This window comes from Pseudoalteromonas sp. NFXS53 (genome assembly GCF_056629255.1).
The window spans coordinates 173,696-191,504 of the sequence record NZ_JBWVBR010000001.1; the positions used below are offsets into that span (position 1 = coordinate 173,696).

Genomic DNA, 17,809 nt, shown 5'->3' on the forward strand with positions numbered 1-17,809 from the left:
AGACGTCTAGACTCACGCAATGATTCTAAATAATTTGATACAAGGTAAAAGACTATGAATAAAGTAGGACTCGTTGGTTGGCGTGGTATGGTTGGCTCCGTTTTAATGGAGCGTATGCAGCAAGAAAATGATTTTGATAAGATTGAAGCGCATTTTTTTACAACTTCTCAAACTGGTCAATTAGGACCTAACATTGCTGGCACGCCTAAACCGTTGCTTGATGCAAATGACGTTACTGCTTTGTCCCAAATGGACATTATTATTTCTTGCCAAGGTGGTGATTATACAAAATCTGTCTATCCACATTTAAGGGAGTCAGGCTGGAGTGGATATTGGATTGATGCAGCTTCTGCTCTTAGAATGGAAAGCGACAGCATTATTGTTTTAGATCCAGTTAATAACGATGTTATTAAGCAAGGGTTAGAGCAGGGCGTTAAAACCTTTGTAGGCGGAAATTGTACCGTATCATTAATGCTATTAGCATTAGGCGGCCTATTCGAACGTGATTTAGTTGAGTGGGTTTCTCCAATGACTTACCAAGCAGCATCTGGTGCTGGTGCGCGTAATATGCGAGAGCTGATCACACAAATGGGTGAAATTAATTCAGAAGTTAAGTCTCTGTTAGATGATCCAAGTTCAGCAATACTTGAAATTGATAAACTAGTCGCAGAGAAAATTAAATCTGATTCGTTACCTAAAGATCAATTCGGTGTGCCGCTTGCTGGAAGTTTAATCCCTTGGATTGATGTGCCAATGGAATCTGGCCAGTCAAAAGAAGAGTGGAAAGCGCAAGTAGAAGCAAACAAAATTTTAGGCTCCAGTCGTTCACCAATTCCAATTGATGGACTATGCGTAAGAATTGGCGCAATGCGTTGTCATTCCCAAGCAATGACCATTAAATTAAGAGAAGACTTAAGCGTAGAAGAGATCGAAAGCATTCTTGCTAATCATAATGAATGGGTTCGTGTTATTCCAAATGATAGAAATATTACAGCAGAAGAATTAACACCTGTAAAAGTAACTGGCACATTAGATATACCAGTTGGACGTATTAGAAAACTAACTATGGGTCCGAAATATATTAGTGCATTTACTGTGGGTGATCAGCTACTTTGGGGAGCAGCTGAACCATTAAGAAGAATGTTAAGAATTATTATAGGTTAATTCTTTTTCCAAAATTTATTAAATAAGTTTGGATAATTTTCTTTAAGGGACTTAGGTTTATTTTTAAACCTTTTTCCCTTAGGTTGAAAGTTAACTACTTGATGATAAGGTAATTCTTCACCAGTTAGTTCTTCAAATAATAAACCTGGTACTAGATCAAGTTCGTCAATATAAGGGTAAGGTAAAATATCTTTAATTGGAAAATTATAATCGAACAGCTCGTCTGGTTTACTAGTTAGTTTTATATTAAATTCTTTTCCTTGTAATAAACACCAATTACAAAAATCTAAAAAATCATACTCTGTATTACAACCACATATAATAAATGCAACCGCCCAGTTATCCCAATGCCAAAGACTTCTAAGCTTTTCTGTATAAATTGTATCAAAGCCTTCGATGTCATTGCTTGTTAATTTAGCTAAAATGGATTTGAGTGTTTCATTTGGTTCTTCTGGAGATTGATTTACTTTTTCTAAAATTTCCCAAAAGGTTTGTTCATTCATTTTTATAGGCCAACTAGTAAGAGAAGACGAATTTTACCATTTAATTCAACTATAGTTAATTTCCTATAATTTACGTTATGTTAAATTATGATGTTTATATATTTAAGAGCAGTCTGGGTTAAAAACTTTAGTTTACATAGCCTCTCTAAATCTCTAAACTATGTCCAATACTAACCAATATCGGACTTAATATGATTTTCCCGTTAGTTGATACTGTAAAGCAATTAAGATATATGATTGCCCATGTTGAAGATGCTACCCTTAGAACCGAATATCCTGAATTAGAATCTCTACTTACAGCTTTGAACTCTAAACATGGCTTTATAACTTCGGATTACGAATTTTTATTAAAGTTTTTGTATGTTTACGGAAGAAAATCTGAGGCAACATTCAATCGTTTTCGAAATGAAATCGAACGATTCTATCTATGGTCTTGGTATTTTACAAAGTCATCAGTTTTCAATTTAAAGCGTGAAGACATCGAAGCTTACGTTGATTTCATGGTTAAGCCGGAAAAAGCTTGGTCGACAAACTCTGTACAATGGCGGTTTAAAGATAAAGACGGCATAAAATGCATTAATGAAAAATGGCGTCCTTTTATAGAAAAAGAAAATGGTGTCAGTCAACAAACGCTTGCAGCCATGTTTACTGCGTTAAATGTATTTTATAAATTTGCACAATTAGAAGAAAAATCAGCTTTTAACTATGTGCCTGTAGTTAAAAAAAATTCTCCATATTTAGTTGTGCAATCTCAAATCAATATGCCGGATACTCTAAGTGACCTTCAATGGGAATATGTCTTCGGTGTGACAAAAGATAAATGCGTAAAAGAGCCAAAATTCGAAAGGAATTTATTCACGTTAGCTTGTTTAAAAGGTTTATATCTTAGAATTTCAGAATTATCAGATAGGCCTCAGTGGTCACCAGTTATGAGTCATTTTTGGCAAGATTCAGACAATTATTGGTTTTTGCGTGTGATGGGTAAAGGTAACAAACTTAGAGATGTTACTTTAAGCGTGGAATTTTTAGAGTATTTAAAAAGATATCGAATCCATAGAGGGTTTGAAGCTTTACCTCGCGCTGATGATCCATCCCCTATCCTTCATAAATTGCGTGGTCAAGGTGGTATGAATGTCAGGCAGATCCGAAGAATTGTTCAAGAAAGTTTTGATCTTGCAATCGAAAAACTAGAAAAAGATGGATTCGATGATGAATCAGAACAACTAAAAGCTGCTACATCACATTGGCTTCGTCATACAGGTGCAACGCATGATGCAAAACATCGACCACTGAAACATTTATCAGAAGACCTTGGTCATTCTAAAATTGCCACGACTGACCAAATTTATATACAAACTAATGTGTCAGATCGTGCAAAGTCTGGCTCTAAGAGAACTTTATAATAGCATATTTTGATTATATTAAATTGAATGTGGTTGAATTATTTCAACCACATTACTCATATATTTAAAGTTTAGAAGCAATTAATTCTATTGGGTGAAGTGGTTTTTTCCCTTCAAATCGTTTAACTTGTGAACGACAAGAAAAACCAGTTGACAAAATAGTATCCAATTGTTCATTTTCTATCTTCTTTTTCCAAGAAGACTCATATAACAACTTCGACTTTTCATAATTTTGCTTTTCATGTCCATATGTACCAGCCATACCACAGCAACCAGTTGTGGGAGTATGTAACTCTAAGCCTATCTGAGAAAAAATATTTTTCCAAGTTTTTGATGCTGACGGCATAGCCGTTGTTTCAGTACAGTGCGACAACAAAGTGAACTTTTCTGAGCTGTTTATCTTTAGCTCACTAAAATCAAATGATTCAAACAATTCATGTGCAAGCTTAACTTCAAAACGACCTCTATCTTCAGAGTTTAAAATTGTTTTATATTCGTCTCTATATACCATGACCAATGATGCATCTAAACCAATCATAGGGATGTTTAATTCTGCAACTTGATTCAAAAACTGACTTGAATTTTTTGCAGTCGTTTTAAACTCTTTAAGAAAACCCTTAACGTGTTGAGGTTTTCCATTTGGAACAAATGGCAGAACAAAAACGTTTATACCTAATGCTTCGATAAGTTTAATTGTCGCATTAACAAGTTCTGCTTCATAGAAACTCGTAAATGGATCTTGCACGATTAAAACTGAATTATTTCTTTCAGATTCAGAAAGTGAATTAATCGTTTCTAAATCAAATTTGTTTTTTGTTTTTATACGTTCAGATATTGAAGGTACACTCAAGTTAGGTGTATCTACGTAGCCAATTACATTATTTATGAATTGTTTACCAGGAAAGTTATTAACAATAAAATTATTTAGTCTTGGAAATTTAGACATTAATGGCGCTGTTAATTCAACATTAGCAACCAGTAAATCTTTCGCTGGTCGCAAATAAATACTGTGATAGAAATTTAAGAATCGAGCTCTAAATGTAGGAACATCCACTTTGATTGGGCAGGCTGAAGAACATGCTTTACAAGCCAAGCATTCATCCATCGCTTCTTTGACTTCGTGGTTAAAGTCGTAATTATTAGAGCCAGAGTTTCGGTACCTTTCCCACCAGGTAGTATCACTTTCTTTATTAATTAATTGCTTTTCAACTTCTAGAAGATTAACGCCCTGCTCTTCTTGAAGTCTTAACCATTCTCTAAATAATGATGCTCGCCCTTTTGGTGAATGACGTCTATCTTTTGTCACTTTATAAGATGGACACATTGGTGTGTCATCATCATAATTAAAACAAAGTCCATTACCATTACAATTCATCGCATTTTCAAAACTGTCTTTAACACTTACATTTATTTTGCGATCAAACCAACTTCTTTTTTGTCCATCAACTGAAACAAGTGAGTCTTTACTTTCTATTGGCGTACAAATTTTTCCAGGGTTTAGTCTATTATTTTTATCGAACACTGTTTTTATTTTTCTAAGTTCGTTAAAAAGTTCTTCACCAAAAAATTCAGGACCATATTCACTGCGATAGCCCTTACCATGCTCGCCCCACATTAAACCATTATATTTAGCTGTAAGTGATACGACTTGATCAGAAATTTTTCTCAATAACTTTTCTTGTTCTGGATCGCACATATCGAGTGCTGGTCTAACATGTAATACACCTGCATCAACATGACCGAACATACCATAATGTAGATTATGGCTATCAAGCAATGTTCTAAATTCCAAAATAAAGTCTGCTAAATTTTCAGGAGGAACGGCCGTATCTTCCGCGAAAGCGAGAGGTTTTTGTTTTCCCTTTGTATTACCAAGTAACCCGACTGCCTTTTTACGCATCGCATAAATTTTTAGAATTTCAGATTTATCGTTTGTTAGTTGATAACCGATAACACCTGCTTGTTTATTTTCGATAAGGGAGTCAAGTTTGTTACAAAGGTTATTAATTTTGTCATCCATTTCATTTTCTGTTTCTCCATTGAATTCAACCATGTTTAAACCCAACATTTCTTTGTCAGGGACATCTTGAATAAGGTCTGAAACTGAATGCCAGATAATATCTTCTTTTGCTAGATTAAGAACTTTACTATCTACGGTTTCTACGGATGTTGCTTCGGCATCAACTAAAAATGGAGAATTACGGAGTGCAGAATCAAAACTATCATATTTTATATTTATTAAAGTTTTAAATGGTGCAATAGGTGTAATATTAAGTTTTGCTTCTGTAACTATCGCTAGTGAGCCCTCACTTCCTGTTATAACTCTAGATAAATCGAATGTTGATAATTCTTCATTAAAAACATTTTCTAAATCATAACCAGTTAAAAAGCGATTGAGTCTCGGGAATTTCTTCAGAATTAATTCTCTGTTACTTTCACATGAAGTAAGTACTTGCTTATATACGGATGACGTACTTGTTTGTTGTTCTGCTAATAACTCAGCTTGTTCTTTAGTAATTTTACTTGTGTTTAATTCGGTGCCATCAACAAGATATGATTTTAACCCTAAAACATGATCACTGGTTTTTCCATATACTAACGAACCTTGGCCAGAAGCATCAGTATTTATCATGCCGCCAATTGTCGCTCTATTACTCGTTGATAAATCTGGGGCGAAGAAATATCCATAGGGTCTTAAAAAATCATTTAACTGATCTTTAATCACACCCGCTTGAACTTTGACCCATTTTTCTTCTTCATTTATTTCTATAATTTCACGCATATGTCGTGATAAATCTAGAATGATGCCGGGTGTAAGCGATTGCCCATTAGTGCCAGTGCCTCCACCTCTTGGACCAAAAGTTAAAGACAAAAATGGATCTTGGTTGGCTATTTGTAGTGCTGTTTGTATATCTTTATTTGATTTTGGAAAAACGACAGCTTGAGGGACTTCTTGATAAATACTGTTATCAGTTGAATTAACAATACGTGTTGCGTAACTGGTATCAAGATCACCTGTAAAGCCTGAACCTTTAAGCTTATCTATATAGCGATTGATTAATTCATTTGCGTTATCTTGTTGAGAAATTTGAGCAATCATGACGGCTTTTACTTATTACTTATGGCTCTATTGTATCACGGTAGAATGTTAAGAAAATTGAGTTTTATATTCTTTGTTACAGTTAGAAACAGAAAATTATATTTAACTTGCTATTATTTAATACAGGAGGCTGCTATGAAGAAATTTCTTACTTTGAGTTTAGGTTGTCTATTTGTAATATTAGCAATTATCTTTTTTGTTGTGCCCGGGCCTTCAATCATATTTGGTTTGGCTGCACTAATGTGTTTTTCTTCTTATTACCCTAAAGCGAGAGTTTATTTGAAGAAATTACAGCGTATTTTTAGAGATGTTTGCTATAGATTAGACAAAGCAAAATGAAAAAAGCCGGCTGATGCCGGCTTTACAATTAGTTTGCTTTAAGCTTATCAGCTAAATACAACCAAGTTTCTAGTACTGTATCAGGATTTAAAGATACAGAATCAATACCTTGTTCAACAAGCCAAGCAGCAAAATCTTCATGATCTGAAGGACCTTGGCCACAGATACCTACATACTTGCCTTTCGCTTTAGCTGTTTGAATAGCCATAGATAAAAGTTTTTTGATTGCAGGGTTTCTTTCATCGAAAAGGTGTGCGATTAAACCTGAGTCACGGTCAAGACCTAATGTTAACTGAGTTAAATCGTTAGAACCAATAGAGAAACCGTCGAAGTATTCTAAGAACTCTTCTGCTAGTAATGCATTTGATGGTAATTCACACATCATGATTACTTTTAAGCCATTTTCACCACGTTTTAAACCATGCTCTTCAAGCAATTCAATTACTTGTGCAGCTTCTTCTAAAGTTCTCACGAATGGGATCATGATTTCAACATTTGTTAAATCCATGCCATTTCTAACGCGCTTAATTGCTTCACATTCTAGTGCAAAACACTCGCGGAAATCTTCAGAAATATAACGTGATGCGCCACGGAAACCAATCATTGGGTTTTCTTCTTCTGGCTCATATTGCTGACCGCCAACTAAGTTCGCATATTCATTCGACTTAAAGTCTGACATACGTACAATAACGCGCTCTGGTGCAAATGCTGAACCTAAAGTAGCAATACCTTCTACCAATTTTTCGATATAGAATTCAACTGGAGAAGCATAACCTGCAATCATTTCTTTGATTTCAGCTTGTAAATCAGCTGGTTGAGTATCAAAGTTGATTAAAGCTTTAGGGTGAATACCGATCATACGGTTGATAATAAACTCTAAACGCGCAAGACCTATACCTGCATGTGGTAATTTGGCAAAGTCGAACGCACGATCAGGGTTACCAACATTCATCATGATTTTCATTGGTAAATCAGGCATAGAGTCAATTTCAGAAGTAATTACTTCATAATCAAGTTTGCCTTCGTAAATATAGCCCGTATCACCTTCAGCACAAGAAACAGTTACTTCTTGGTTATTGGTGATTAAGTCTGTTGCGTTACCACAACCAACTACTGCCGGAATACCAAGTTCACGAGCAATGATTGCTGCGTGACATGTACGACCACCACGGTTTGTAACGATCGCAGCTGCACGTTTCATGATTGGTTCCCAATCTGGGTCAGTCATATCAGTAACTAAAACATCACCAACTTGTACTTTGTCCATCTCTTCGATTGAGTTAAGTACTCGTACAACACCTGAACCAATTTTGTGACCAATAGCACGACCTTCTGCAATAACATTTGACTGTGCTTTTAGCTGGAAGCGTTCCATTATATTCGCATCTTCATTAGAGCGAACTGTTTCTGGACGTGCTTGAACAATATAAAGTTTTCCATCGTTGCCATCTTTTGCCCATTCGATATCCATCGGACGGCCATAATGTTTTTCGATGATCACGGCTTGTTTAGCTAGTTCTTGTACTTCTTCGTCTGTGATTGAAAAACGGTTTGACAATTCTGGTTCCATATCAACAATTTCTACTTGTTTACCATGTGACTCGTCACTTGAATAAACCATTTGAATTGCTTTTGAACCTAAGTTTCTTCTTACTACTGAAGGTTTGTCTTTAGCTAATGTTGGCTTATGAACATAAAATTCATCAGGATTAACAGCACCCTGTACAACCATTTCACCTAGGCCATAGCTTGATGTAACAAATACTACATCTTCAAAACCTGATTCTGTATCGATACTGAACATTACACCTGAAGATGCTTTATCAGAACGCACCATACGTTGAATGCCGGCTGAAAGTGCTACACCACGGTGGTCATAACCTTGGTGAACTCGATATGAAATGGCTCGGTCATTAAATAATGAAGCAAATACATGTTTAATAGCAACCATTACGGCATCTATACCACGTACGTTTAAGAATGTTTCTTGTTGACCTGCAAATGATGCGTCAGGCATATCTTCTGCAGTTGCAGATGAACGAACTGCGAAAGAAACGTCTGCTGATGCATCACCATGGAGCGTGTTATATGCGTCGCGAATAGCTTTATCTAGTTCTGGTTGGAATGGTGTATCGATGATCCATTGACGAATGTCAGCACCTACTTTTGCGAGGGTGTTAACGTCATCAACGTCTAATGTGTCTAGGATTTTGTGAATTTTTTCGTTTAAGCCTGATTGCTCTAAAAATTCATTGAAGGCTTCGGCGGTTGTAGCGAATCCGCCTGGTACTTGTACACCAGCGTTTGCTAGGTTTGAAATCATTTCCCCAAGTGACGCATTTTTGCCACCCACTCGAGGTACATCTTGCATACCTAACTCTTGATACCAGAGAACGTAGTCTTGCACGGAACTGTCTCCATAAACAAATTGTAATAAATGTGAGAGATTGTTTGACCATTAGTATAGTCGAGTGCATTCTACACTGGCAAAGCTAGTCGCGTAAACCGCGATAAGGAAAATAAACAAATTTCATTAGGCTTATTTATGAGAACTGCTTTTTATATTTCGGATGGAACAGCCATTACCTCTGAAGTTTTTGGTCATGCGACTCTTTCACTTTTTCCTGTTGAATTTCAACATAAAACCATTCCTTTCGTAGAAACAGTGGAAAGAGCAAAAGAAATTAAAGAATTAATCAATAATACAGTTAGCGCAGATGGTGAAACCCCTTTAGTATTTTTCACCTTCGTTAATCCGGAATTGTCCGATATTATTTTATCTAGTAATGCTGTTTGTTATGACTTCTTAACATTAGCCAGCCATGTTCTTAAGAAAGAACTAAAAACAGAACCGGTCCCCCGTATACATAGAACTCACTCAATACATGAATCAAGTTATGACTTTAGGATTGACGCGGTTAACTACGCATTAGCAAACGATGACGGTGCAAACATAAAGAACTACGAAGAAGCAGATATCATTTTGGTTGGTGTGAGTCGTAGTGGTAAAACACCGACAAGTCTTTATTTGGCTTTGCAGTATGGTATTAAAGCTGCGAATTACCCGATGACGGAAGATGATCTAGAAAAAGGCAACTTTCCTAAATGTTTATTGCCATTTAAAAATAAACTCTTTGGGTTAACAATCGATCCCGAGAGGCTTTCTTTAATTCGACAAGAACGTATGGCTAATTCAAAATATGCGTCAATACGTCAGTGTCGTATTGAAGTGAGAGAAGTTGAAATGCTTTTCAAAAAGCATAAGACCCCTTTTCTTAATTCAACAAAACATTCAGTAGAAGAGATTTCGGCAAAAATTATTTCTGAAGCTGGGTTAGTGAGGCGCAAGTACTAGTCTTTTAATCTAGACTTTTCAAATTTTTAGATAATTTTTAACACATAAACCCCACATATAATATGTGGGGTTTAAAAATTAATTGATACTCTGTTCAATCAATAGTAAAACTATTTTCTTGCATCTTTCAATAAATCAGCAACTAAGAAACCTAGTTCTAAAACTTGGTCTGCATTTAGTCTCGGATCACACTGAGTTCTGTATCGTTGTGCTAAATCTTCATCAGATAAACCATATGCACCTCCAGTACACTCTGTTACGTGTTGACCGGTCATTTCTAGATGAACACCACCTGCGTATGAGCCTTCTGATTTATGTACAGCGAAGAATTGACTTATTTCGCGTAAGATATTGTTAAAGCTTCTAGTTTTATAGCCCGTAGTCGCTTTTTCAGTATTGCCGTGCATTGGATCTGAAGACCAAATCACTTTACGACCTTCTTCTTGTACCTTTCTTACGAGTGCTGGAAGCTTCTCAGGAAGAATATCTGCGCCCATTCTTGTAATAAGTGTTAAACGACCTGGTATATTATCTGGGTTTAATGCGTCGATTAATTCAATAAGCTCGTCTGGTTTCATGCCTGGACCGACTTTAACACCTATTGGGTTTTTAATACCTCTGAAAAACTCAATATGAGCATGGTCTAATTGTCGAGTACGCTCCCCAATCCATACAAAGTGCGATGAACAGTCATACCAATCACCGGTAAGGTGATCTCTTCTTGTAAGTGCTTCTTCATAACCTAATAATAAAGCTTCATGCGAGGTATAAAGTGACGTTTCTTTCAAACTTGGAGCTACAGTCGAGTCTATTCCACACACTTCCATAAACTGAAGCGCATCTTGGATTCTATCTGCTAGCTGCTGGAACTTTTCTTTTAGCGGGTTCGCTGCAACGAAACTCATATTCCAACGGTTCACCTGGTGTAAATCTGCCAAACCACCTTGTGCGAATGCTCTTAATAAATTTAATGTTGCTGCACTGTGATGATATGCAGTCATTAATCTGTTTGGATCTGGTATACGTGCAGATTCAGTAAATTCAAAGCTGTTTACAATATCACCACGGTAAGATGGTAATGAGACACCATCAACTGATTCATAATCTGATGATCTTGGTTTGGCATATTGCCCTGCCATTCTAGCTATTTTCACAACAGGACACTTACCGCCATATGTTAATACAACAGCCATTTGAAGTAGTGTTTTGAATGTATCTCGTATATTTGCAGCACTAAAGTCTGAAAATGACTCAGCACAATCACCACCTTGTAACAAAAAGGCTTTACCTTCACACACATCAGCAAGGCTTTTGTATAAGCTTCTTGTCTCTTCTGCAAATACTAAAGGTGGCGCAGAATTTAGCTGTTTTTCTACTTGTTTTAATTGTGCCTGATCCGGATATTCAGGCTGCTGGACTATTGGGAAGTCTCTCCAGCTATTTGGGTTCCAGTTGTTCATTCCTCATTCCTATATTTAATTTGAACACGAACAACTTACAACATTGCAATTATGAACTCAATAGTTAAAGCACCCAAAAAGAACACAACATACAATGTATCCTACTAGACGTAAGCATTGAGTTACAGCTAATTATCAAAGCCAAACGGGATTCACGGTACACATCATAAGGCTGATAACACGACAATTAAGAACACATCATACAATTTAGTTATAAATTAAAAGGTGCAGAATTTATAAATAATCAAAGAAAAGGTTAATTGTAATGGGATATTATTTAGCCTAAATTTTCTCAATCTTATACATGTAATAAGTAAATCAGAAAATTAATGTTTAGATAACAAGCTAACAGTTTTTAATTTATGCTTTTTTGAAAGTCTAGTTAAAGCTCATTTTGTAAGTTTACTCAAGGAGTACTAAATTAAATCATTCGCTTATTTCATAAATTTTATTACTGTTCTTCTAAAATATTGTTGTATGTATGTAGTCTACTAGGCTTTTCTAATTCTATAGAATTTTGCTTTGACTAACTTAAACCACCTAAATTCTAAATCATACTAACGTTAAAAAATTTTAAAGTTGAATTAGCTATTTTGGTTTCTCAATAGTGCTTAAGAGTATGGCATTGCTTAGAAAGACTTTAAAAAAGTGCTTAAAATATGAAACTGTAAGGTCTAAGGCTGAAAAACATACATTCTAAAGTCCGCCTAAAGTATTAAATGCTTAATGTCTTCATCGCTTAATAAACATAGAAAATTAGCTAATCGCTTTTTAAATTGTTTAATTCGACGTGTCATTTGATATGAAATTTACAGGACTAAGCTAAGCTGTTCAGTTTTAAAACAAACAAAATATCTTTCAGATATTGAAAATTTAGTCATACTTCTTTTGCTATATAGTTTTGTCTTAGTTACTGACAGCTAAAGCGATTCTAAATAATTCGTTATAAAGTAAATTTCTTGGGACCAACATTCTATTGAACATATTTAGTTTTATTAAAAATTACATTTACCCCTAAGTTTTTTTGATGTTGAATAAACAAGAGAACAAGTAACATTTAGTACTTAAATATTGGATGATAATTTTATACCAATAAATTAAGCTTTTTTAGACCATGTAAAGTAATCGATGATTTAAAATGACAAGCATTTTAATTAGAGTTGATAATAGCTTAACTTCTTTGAGAAACATTATTTGTCTAATTCATTTTTACTCAGAATTATAAACTACAGTAATTAACAGCATAAGTTACCTATTATTTATTTCCTATCCAATCTAATTTTTCGATAGAAACTTCGATCAAGTTAAAATTAGAAAAACTTAGTTACGCTTAACTTAATGGTTTGATGAAATTTTTATAACGTTAAGATGCTGTTTAGAGGTGATAGATTTATAGTTTTTAGTAAAGCTAAGATGCAAGTGAATTTTTAGATCAATAGATCAGTGGTTTTATATTTTTGACTTTCCTCTTTTAATCTTAGTGTCATTCATTTTTTGACTATTTTAGTTTTATAATTTTATGAATAGCTGCGCTAAATTAGTGAGAGTTATATCTACATAAAGCTCTTCAAAAAATTTACCTTTAAAATTAAATGATGATAACTTTGTGCTTAAGTTACTAATCGAAAGCTTGTATTTATTCACGTTCAATTTTTGTTATTGTTTTCTTATAAATCTACTTGGCCTCAGAGCTTCGCCTTTCATCTACTTTGTTGATCCATTTTTTAGTTGTTATCAGCCTTACTTTTCGTTTAATAAGTTTAACCCATGACACATTAAATTATGAGCTGCATAATTTAGCCAGCTTTGTATCAGAGGTAATACTTATTTTCATTGAATAAAGTCCCAATGTTAAATTACTTATAACGTGATTTAACATAACTTGCTAACCATTAAATTTTCAGAGCTAAACAACATTAGACAACCGTTGGTCTATTGTGCTATGAAGGGAACACATCATACTTTATTGTAAAATAAGAATTATATCATTAATTAAAAGCTTACACGAAAAAAAGTTGCTTTCACGTTTACCTAATACACCTTTCATTTATTCTACTTTTGTTCCAATATCATATCCTTTTCTTATCTATAGTTTATAGTTTTACCAATAGATACTTAATCCCAAATTTAGTTCTGCATTTAAATTTTTTCAATATTCAGTCGGACACTAAAACTCCAAAATCCTCATGCTTCTCATCTCCTAAATTCTTCATACTTTTTTGAGGGTTATGTAACTATTTACTCTACTATCCTTCTATTAAAGAAATACTTCTTACTCCCGTTTTGATATATTGTTGTTAAAAAGATTTTGTAAGCCTGTTTTCAGTTTAATACTCTTAGTATGTAGACTAGCCTATAACGATAAATAAGTACTCCTCTCTCGCTAATGCAAAACAAGTATAAATTTTATAATGAGCTATTTTATGTTATAATTAAAGAACACATCATACATTATTGCATTAATTAAAATCTAAGATGAATATCAATTTTCTTATCAAAGCACAATTCGATTTGCTGCAAAATCATTTAGAACTTTTCTCTAAAGAACTTGAAGCAGCTAATATAATTTCTGCTAATTATTATTCCCTTCCAGGATATAATAAAGAGCAAGAACATACTGCCCCTGAACAAATAACTGTAAATGAAATTTCTGGCGATGAAGCCCTAAAAAAAATTATATTTGCATTCAATGATTTATTTCTAGAGTCAGGTAAAAGTGGCAAAGTTTTAACTCGGCACCCAGGTATTGTTTTAGTTGAAGATAAATTTAAGCATTTACAAAATAGGATAAATTCAATAAACATTGAAAAAGCAAAGTTTAAAGAATTAATCCTCAGTATTCCTAACAATGATGCTCGTTTTGAAGCCGTTCATTCAGCTGTTCCAAATTTAATTACTTTGGCTGCATATCGTAAAATTCACAGTGAATCAGAATCACCTTTTTCGGTCCGATTCTCTTGGATGAAAAAACACGCAACAAAAACGTTGAGCAAAGATGCAGCTTTAGAAATGCTCGATCGTTCTTCTAAGTATTCTAACCCACGAGCTATCGATCAAGAATCATGGTTAAAGGCTGTTGAAACTGAAAAAATTCGAGTTCAAAGTTTACAGGCAGACTCAAAATTAAGGATAAGAAGACCAACTAGAGTAACGCCAGAAGTAAATATCCGTTTTACTGCGACTAATAGATACCATGTAAGTGGTGCATTGCCTTTTATTATGTTAAATCCTAGCAAGAAATTAAAAGTAGGCAGTCTTCCTAACTATGATGCAAGTTTGAGTGACCCTAGAAAGCGGGAGTATAACTTTTTAGTCGATAGAATCTATCTAGAGAAAAAAGAGTAAATTCAAAATTTACTCTTTTACAATCTCTTCAAGTACATCCTCATCAATAACTTCAACAGCTTCAACCAATCGTTTTCCACCCTGAATTTCGATTCTCTTGTTTTGCTTATTCAAAGTAAGAATTTCATCACAAAACTCTTCTGAAGGATGCATCTCATAAACGTAATCGATAATTTTTCCAGTTTTATCATCTTTCACATTTGTTATGTCGTATTCTGAAATAGCACCTTTTTCTATCAAATCCTTCATTGTTGTAGTCATATCTCGACGCAATGCTTTCAGTTTATTCTCTGTTATCTCATCTGTTGAATAAATAGAACCATACTTTTCCATAATTGAAAGCAATCTGAAGTGGTAAGTTTTACCTGGTGCAGCATATCGCCATAGATGATATAAACGAAGCATCATCCAACGAGATAAACCCCGCTTTAATTCTTGCGCTCTGTTGAAATAGTAACCTTTATATTCCAGGTTATCGATCATGTTATGAACAAATGCATTCAAACAAGCAACACATTTTACATTACCACCCTGGCCTTTTTTACCACTAAAGTGCAATGAAGAAAGAAAGTTCATATTTGATTCGTAGAAAGAATCATCGATATCTGTATTTTTAGTGTCTGTTGCTGAATATTTAAACGACAGTTTAGAACCTTGAAGTGCTTCTAGCGATTCTTTAATTTGAGGGTATGGCATAGATTGACCAACAGCTTTTAATTCCTGCGCCAATTCATTCATAGAAAATATCACAGCATATTGAATACCGGACTTAAAATTGATTTTTACAATTTTACCCTTTGAAGCCAATCGAATTAATGCCCTTTCGACTTTTTCTTCACGATCAGATGGCCAAACTAGGCATTCAACTTCTTCGCCTTCTAGTTTCGTACTCACAACAGCTGGCGTAATTTTTATTTCACCTTCGTAAAGAATACCATCAACTTTTTCAGATATACGTCGCGTTATTATTGTTTTTTTAGGTGCTTCTTCCAGTGGCAACTTTTTGTGACCTGAACGGACAAAGCGCCCCCAAAGATCATAATGGTTGAATGTATTAGAATATGCTCGAAGTTCATGCGCAGCACTGTCAAGTGTGATACGAACATCTTTATTATCTGTAAATAGTGCTAAATTTTCATTATCGGTTGCACTTTCTACTCCATGAATTTGCCCACGTAATGAATCAGGTAGATTATCTACTGAGATGTTCACCTTTCGGCTCATTGTTTTACTTCCAAATTTCGACGACATGCTATAACAACATATTCCACAGCAAAAGTTAATAATTAAAGTTAGTAAAAAAGTGATCTGAAGACGATTTTTATCGAGATCATATTTTTACTAACTTATTCTACAAATCAAAATTTTACTAAGTCAGCTTCGATTTGTCATACATTTTAATGGTTTCAAATTACTTATTTCCCTTTTCTGTTGTGTATAACTTAGTTCTATATTAATAAAGATCTGATCTGTACTAAGAAGAGATCAGATCTTTATTAAGTAATTAAATATTTTATGTATGGGAGCAGTGTATAACTACTTGATTTATCTTAGTAAAAATCTGATCTCAAGCAGGTTTCTGTTTGTAATTTTGTTTATAAACTGTGTATAAGTCTTAATCAGATATTTTAGTTAGTAAAATCTAGATCCATAAGTTAATAAAGATCTGATCTTTACTTCGTTAGAATGTGATCTAAAGTTTTTATTATTGGTGATAAAAATCAATGGCTTATATGCTATTTTAGCTTCACTAGCCTTTATTACCTTATATTTTAACCATACTTAAACTTCTTATTTATTCTTTATATGTAATTAATTTATAAATGTCTTCTTTTTTTGTTGTTTACTATTAAATTTATGGACATTATAATCTTTAGCATAAAGTTAAGGATATTATGTATGTCAATTAATACTCGTGCACTATCAACCTACAAGCTTTTAAAGGCAACAGCTGAAGTTGCTGAGCAGTCTTTAGAAGGCAGGATCCAACATTATCGCGCTCATTTAAAAAGCGACGAAAAAGAGCTCCGTACATATACACAAAAAGCAGCTGCCGACTTACTTGGCTGCAATAATAGAACATTAAAACGAAGACATGACCAAGGTGACTTTGATGAATTAAACATTCAAAAAGGAGCTAACGGTCATTATGCTTATACATTATCTAATATTTTTGCTATGGCTGAGATTATGGGAATTCCTCATGATCAGCGAAAAGACAACGATAAACTCCAAGTCATTGTCATCAACTCTTTAAAAGGTGGATGTGGAAAGACAACATCTTTAGTAAATATCGCAGCCGCACTAGCAACAACAAATATTAAACGTTATCGCATCGGTATCATTGACCTCGATCCTCAAGGTTCTTCTTCTAGTTTCTTCCCATCTCAAGATCCAGAACCTATTACTGTTGGGGATCTTATGCGTGATTGTATTGAATTAGATGAAGGTGAAGTTTGGTCGGACGTTGTTAGTGAAGCTTTTCAATCGACACATATACCCAATATTCGACTTTTACCCTCAGGGATGGATGATTTTTATTTTGAACATGAAACAGCAACAGAATTAAAGGAATCTTCTGGTTATGAACAAACACGCCATTATCACAAACTATTGGAAAAAGTGATTAAGCCCGTAGAAGACCAGTTTGATATTATTCTTATTGATACTGCTCCTTCTTTAAACTTCATGTTTTATAACGCATTAATGGCTTCCACTGCGATGCTTATTCCTGTTCATCCTGAAGCCGTTGACTTCGATGCTAATAATAAGTATTTAAAACGTTTAGGTGAGATTTACCACACAGTTGCAGCTTTAGGTCATGAAGGTTGGGATTTTATGCAGTTCCTTGTTACCAACTATGTTAAAGGTAATCATTCACAACGTGATATCGTCAAAGATGTTCGAAGTGCTTTTGGGCGTCAGGTTATGAGCTATCCAATTAATCATAGCTCCGCGATTACAGCGAGTTCCTCTTCTTTCAACACGATCTTTGATCAAAAAACTTCTGATAGTCTTGCTAGTCGTGAATCTTTGATCAAGTCTCAAGAAAACATCAAAGATGTTGTTGATGAACTTGAAATGCTGATCCGTTCAAACTGGGTTTCAACTCAATCGTCTCTAGAACAACAAAGTTAATA

Annotated in this window: 10 protein-coding genes; 5 read left to right on the forward strand and 5 right to left on the reverse strand. The window is 34.4% G+C overall.

Features of this window, described 5'->3' with window-relative positions; all coding sequences use genetic code 11:
* Window positions 1-54: 54 nt before the first annotated feature.
* Window positions 55-1,164, forward strand: coding sequence for an aspartate-semialdehyde dehydrogenase (gene asd, locus AC1HJP_RS00725; RefSeq protein ID WP_480359695.1), 1,110 nt, complete (start codon window positions 55-57; stop codon window positions 1,162-1,164).
* Here the strand turns inward: asd and AC1HJP_RS00730 are convergent.
* On the reverse strand, window positions 1,161-1,667 hold the full coding sequence (locus AC1HJP_RS00730) for a DUF4240 domain-containing protein (RefSeq protein ID WP_480359697.1): 507 nt from the start codon (window positions 1,665-1,667) through the stop codon (window positions 1,161-1,163). The genes asd and AC1HJP_RS00730 overlap by 4 nt on opposite strands.
* Before the next feature lie 191 nt (window positions 1,668-1,858).
* Here AC1HJP_RS00730 and AC1HJP_RS00735 point away from each other — a divergent pair, with 191 nt between their 5' ends.
* Window positions 1,859-3,070: a tyrosine-type recombinase/integrase gene (locus AC1HJP_RS00735; protein WP_480359699.1), complete on the forward strand. Its 1,212-nt coding sequence runs from the start codon at window positions 1,859-1,861 to the stop codon at window positions 3,068-3,070.
* A 64-nt stretch (window positions 3,071-3,134) separates the two neighbouring features.
* On the opposite strand, the gene ydiJ is transcribed toward AC1HJP_RS00735, so the two are convergent.
* Both ydiJ and ppsA read right to left on the reverse strand, forming a co-directional pair.
* On the reverse strand, window positions 3,135-6,170 hold the full coding sequence (gene ydiJ / locus AC1HJP_RS00740) for a D-2-hydroxyglutarate dehydrogenase YdiJ (protein ID WP_480359700.1): 3,036 nt from the start codon (window positions 6,168-6,170) through the stop codon (window positions 3,135-3,137).
* A 367-nt stretch (window positions 6,171-6,537) separates the two neighbouring features.
* Window positions 6,538-8,916 (reverse strand): phosphoenolpyruvate synthase, encoded by a 2,379-nt coding sequence (gene ppsA / locus AC1HJP_RS00745; RefSeq protein WP_480359701.1) that lies wholly within the window; start codon window positions 8,914-8,916, stop codon window positions 6,538-6,540.
* A gap of 138 nt (window positions 8,917-9,054) precedes the next feature.
* Here ppsA and ppsR point away from each other — a divergent pair, with 138 nt between their 5' ends.
* Window positions 9,055-9,864 (forward strand): posphoenolpyruvate synthetase regulatory kinase/phosphorylase PpsR, encoded by an 810-nt coding sequence (ppsR, locus tag AC1HJP_RS00750; RefSeq protein ID WP_480359703.1) that lies wholly within the window; start codon window positions 9,055-9,057, stop codon window positions 9,862-9,864.
* 110 nt (window positions 9,865-9,974) lie between these two features.
* Here ppsR and AC1HJP_RS00755 read toward each other — a convergent pair whose 3' ends face one another.
* Window positions 9,975-11,324 (reverse strand): class II 3-deoxy-7-phosphoheptulonate synthase, encoded by a 1,350-nt coding sequence (locus AC1HJP_RS00755; protein WP_480359704.1) that lies wholly within the window; start codon window positions 11,322-11,324, stop codon window positions 9,975-9,977.
* 2,475 nt (window positions 11,325-13,799) lie between these two features.
* On the opposite strand from AC1HJP_RS00755, the gene AC1HJP_RS00760 reads away from it, so the two are divergent.
* Window positions 13,800-14,669, forward strand: coding sequence for a DNA replication terminus site-binding protein (locus tag AC1HJP_RS00760; protein ID WP_480359705.1), 870 nt, complete (start codon window positions 13,800-13,802; stop codon window positions 14,667-14,669).
* A 9-nt stretch (window positions 14,670-14,678) separates the two neighbouring features.
* On the opposite strand, the gene AC1HJP_RS00765 is transcribed toward AC1HJP_RS00760, so the two are convergent.
* Complete coding sequence (locus AC1HJP_RS00765; RefSeq protein WP_130254783.1) at window positions 14,679-15,893, reverse strand: replication protein A; 1,215 nt, start codon at window positions 15,891-15,893, stop codon at window positions 14,679-14,681.
* Between the two features lie 675 nt (window positions 15,894-16,568).
* On the opposite strand from AC1HJP_RS00765, the gene AC1HJP_RS00770 reads away from it, so the two are divergent.
* Complete coding sequence (locus AC1HJP_RS00770) at window positions 16,569-17,807, forward strand: AAA family ATPase (RefSeq protein ID WP_480359707.1); 1,239 nt, start codon at window positions 16,569-16,571, stop codon at window positions 17,805-17,807.
* Window positions 17,808-17,809 lie beyond the last annotated feature (2 nt).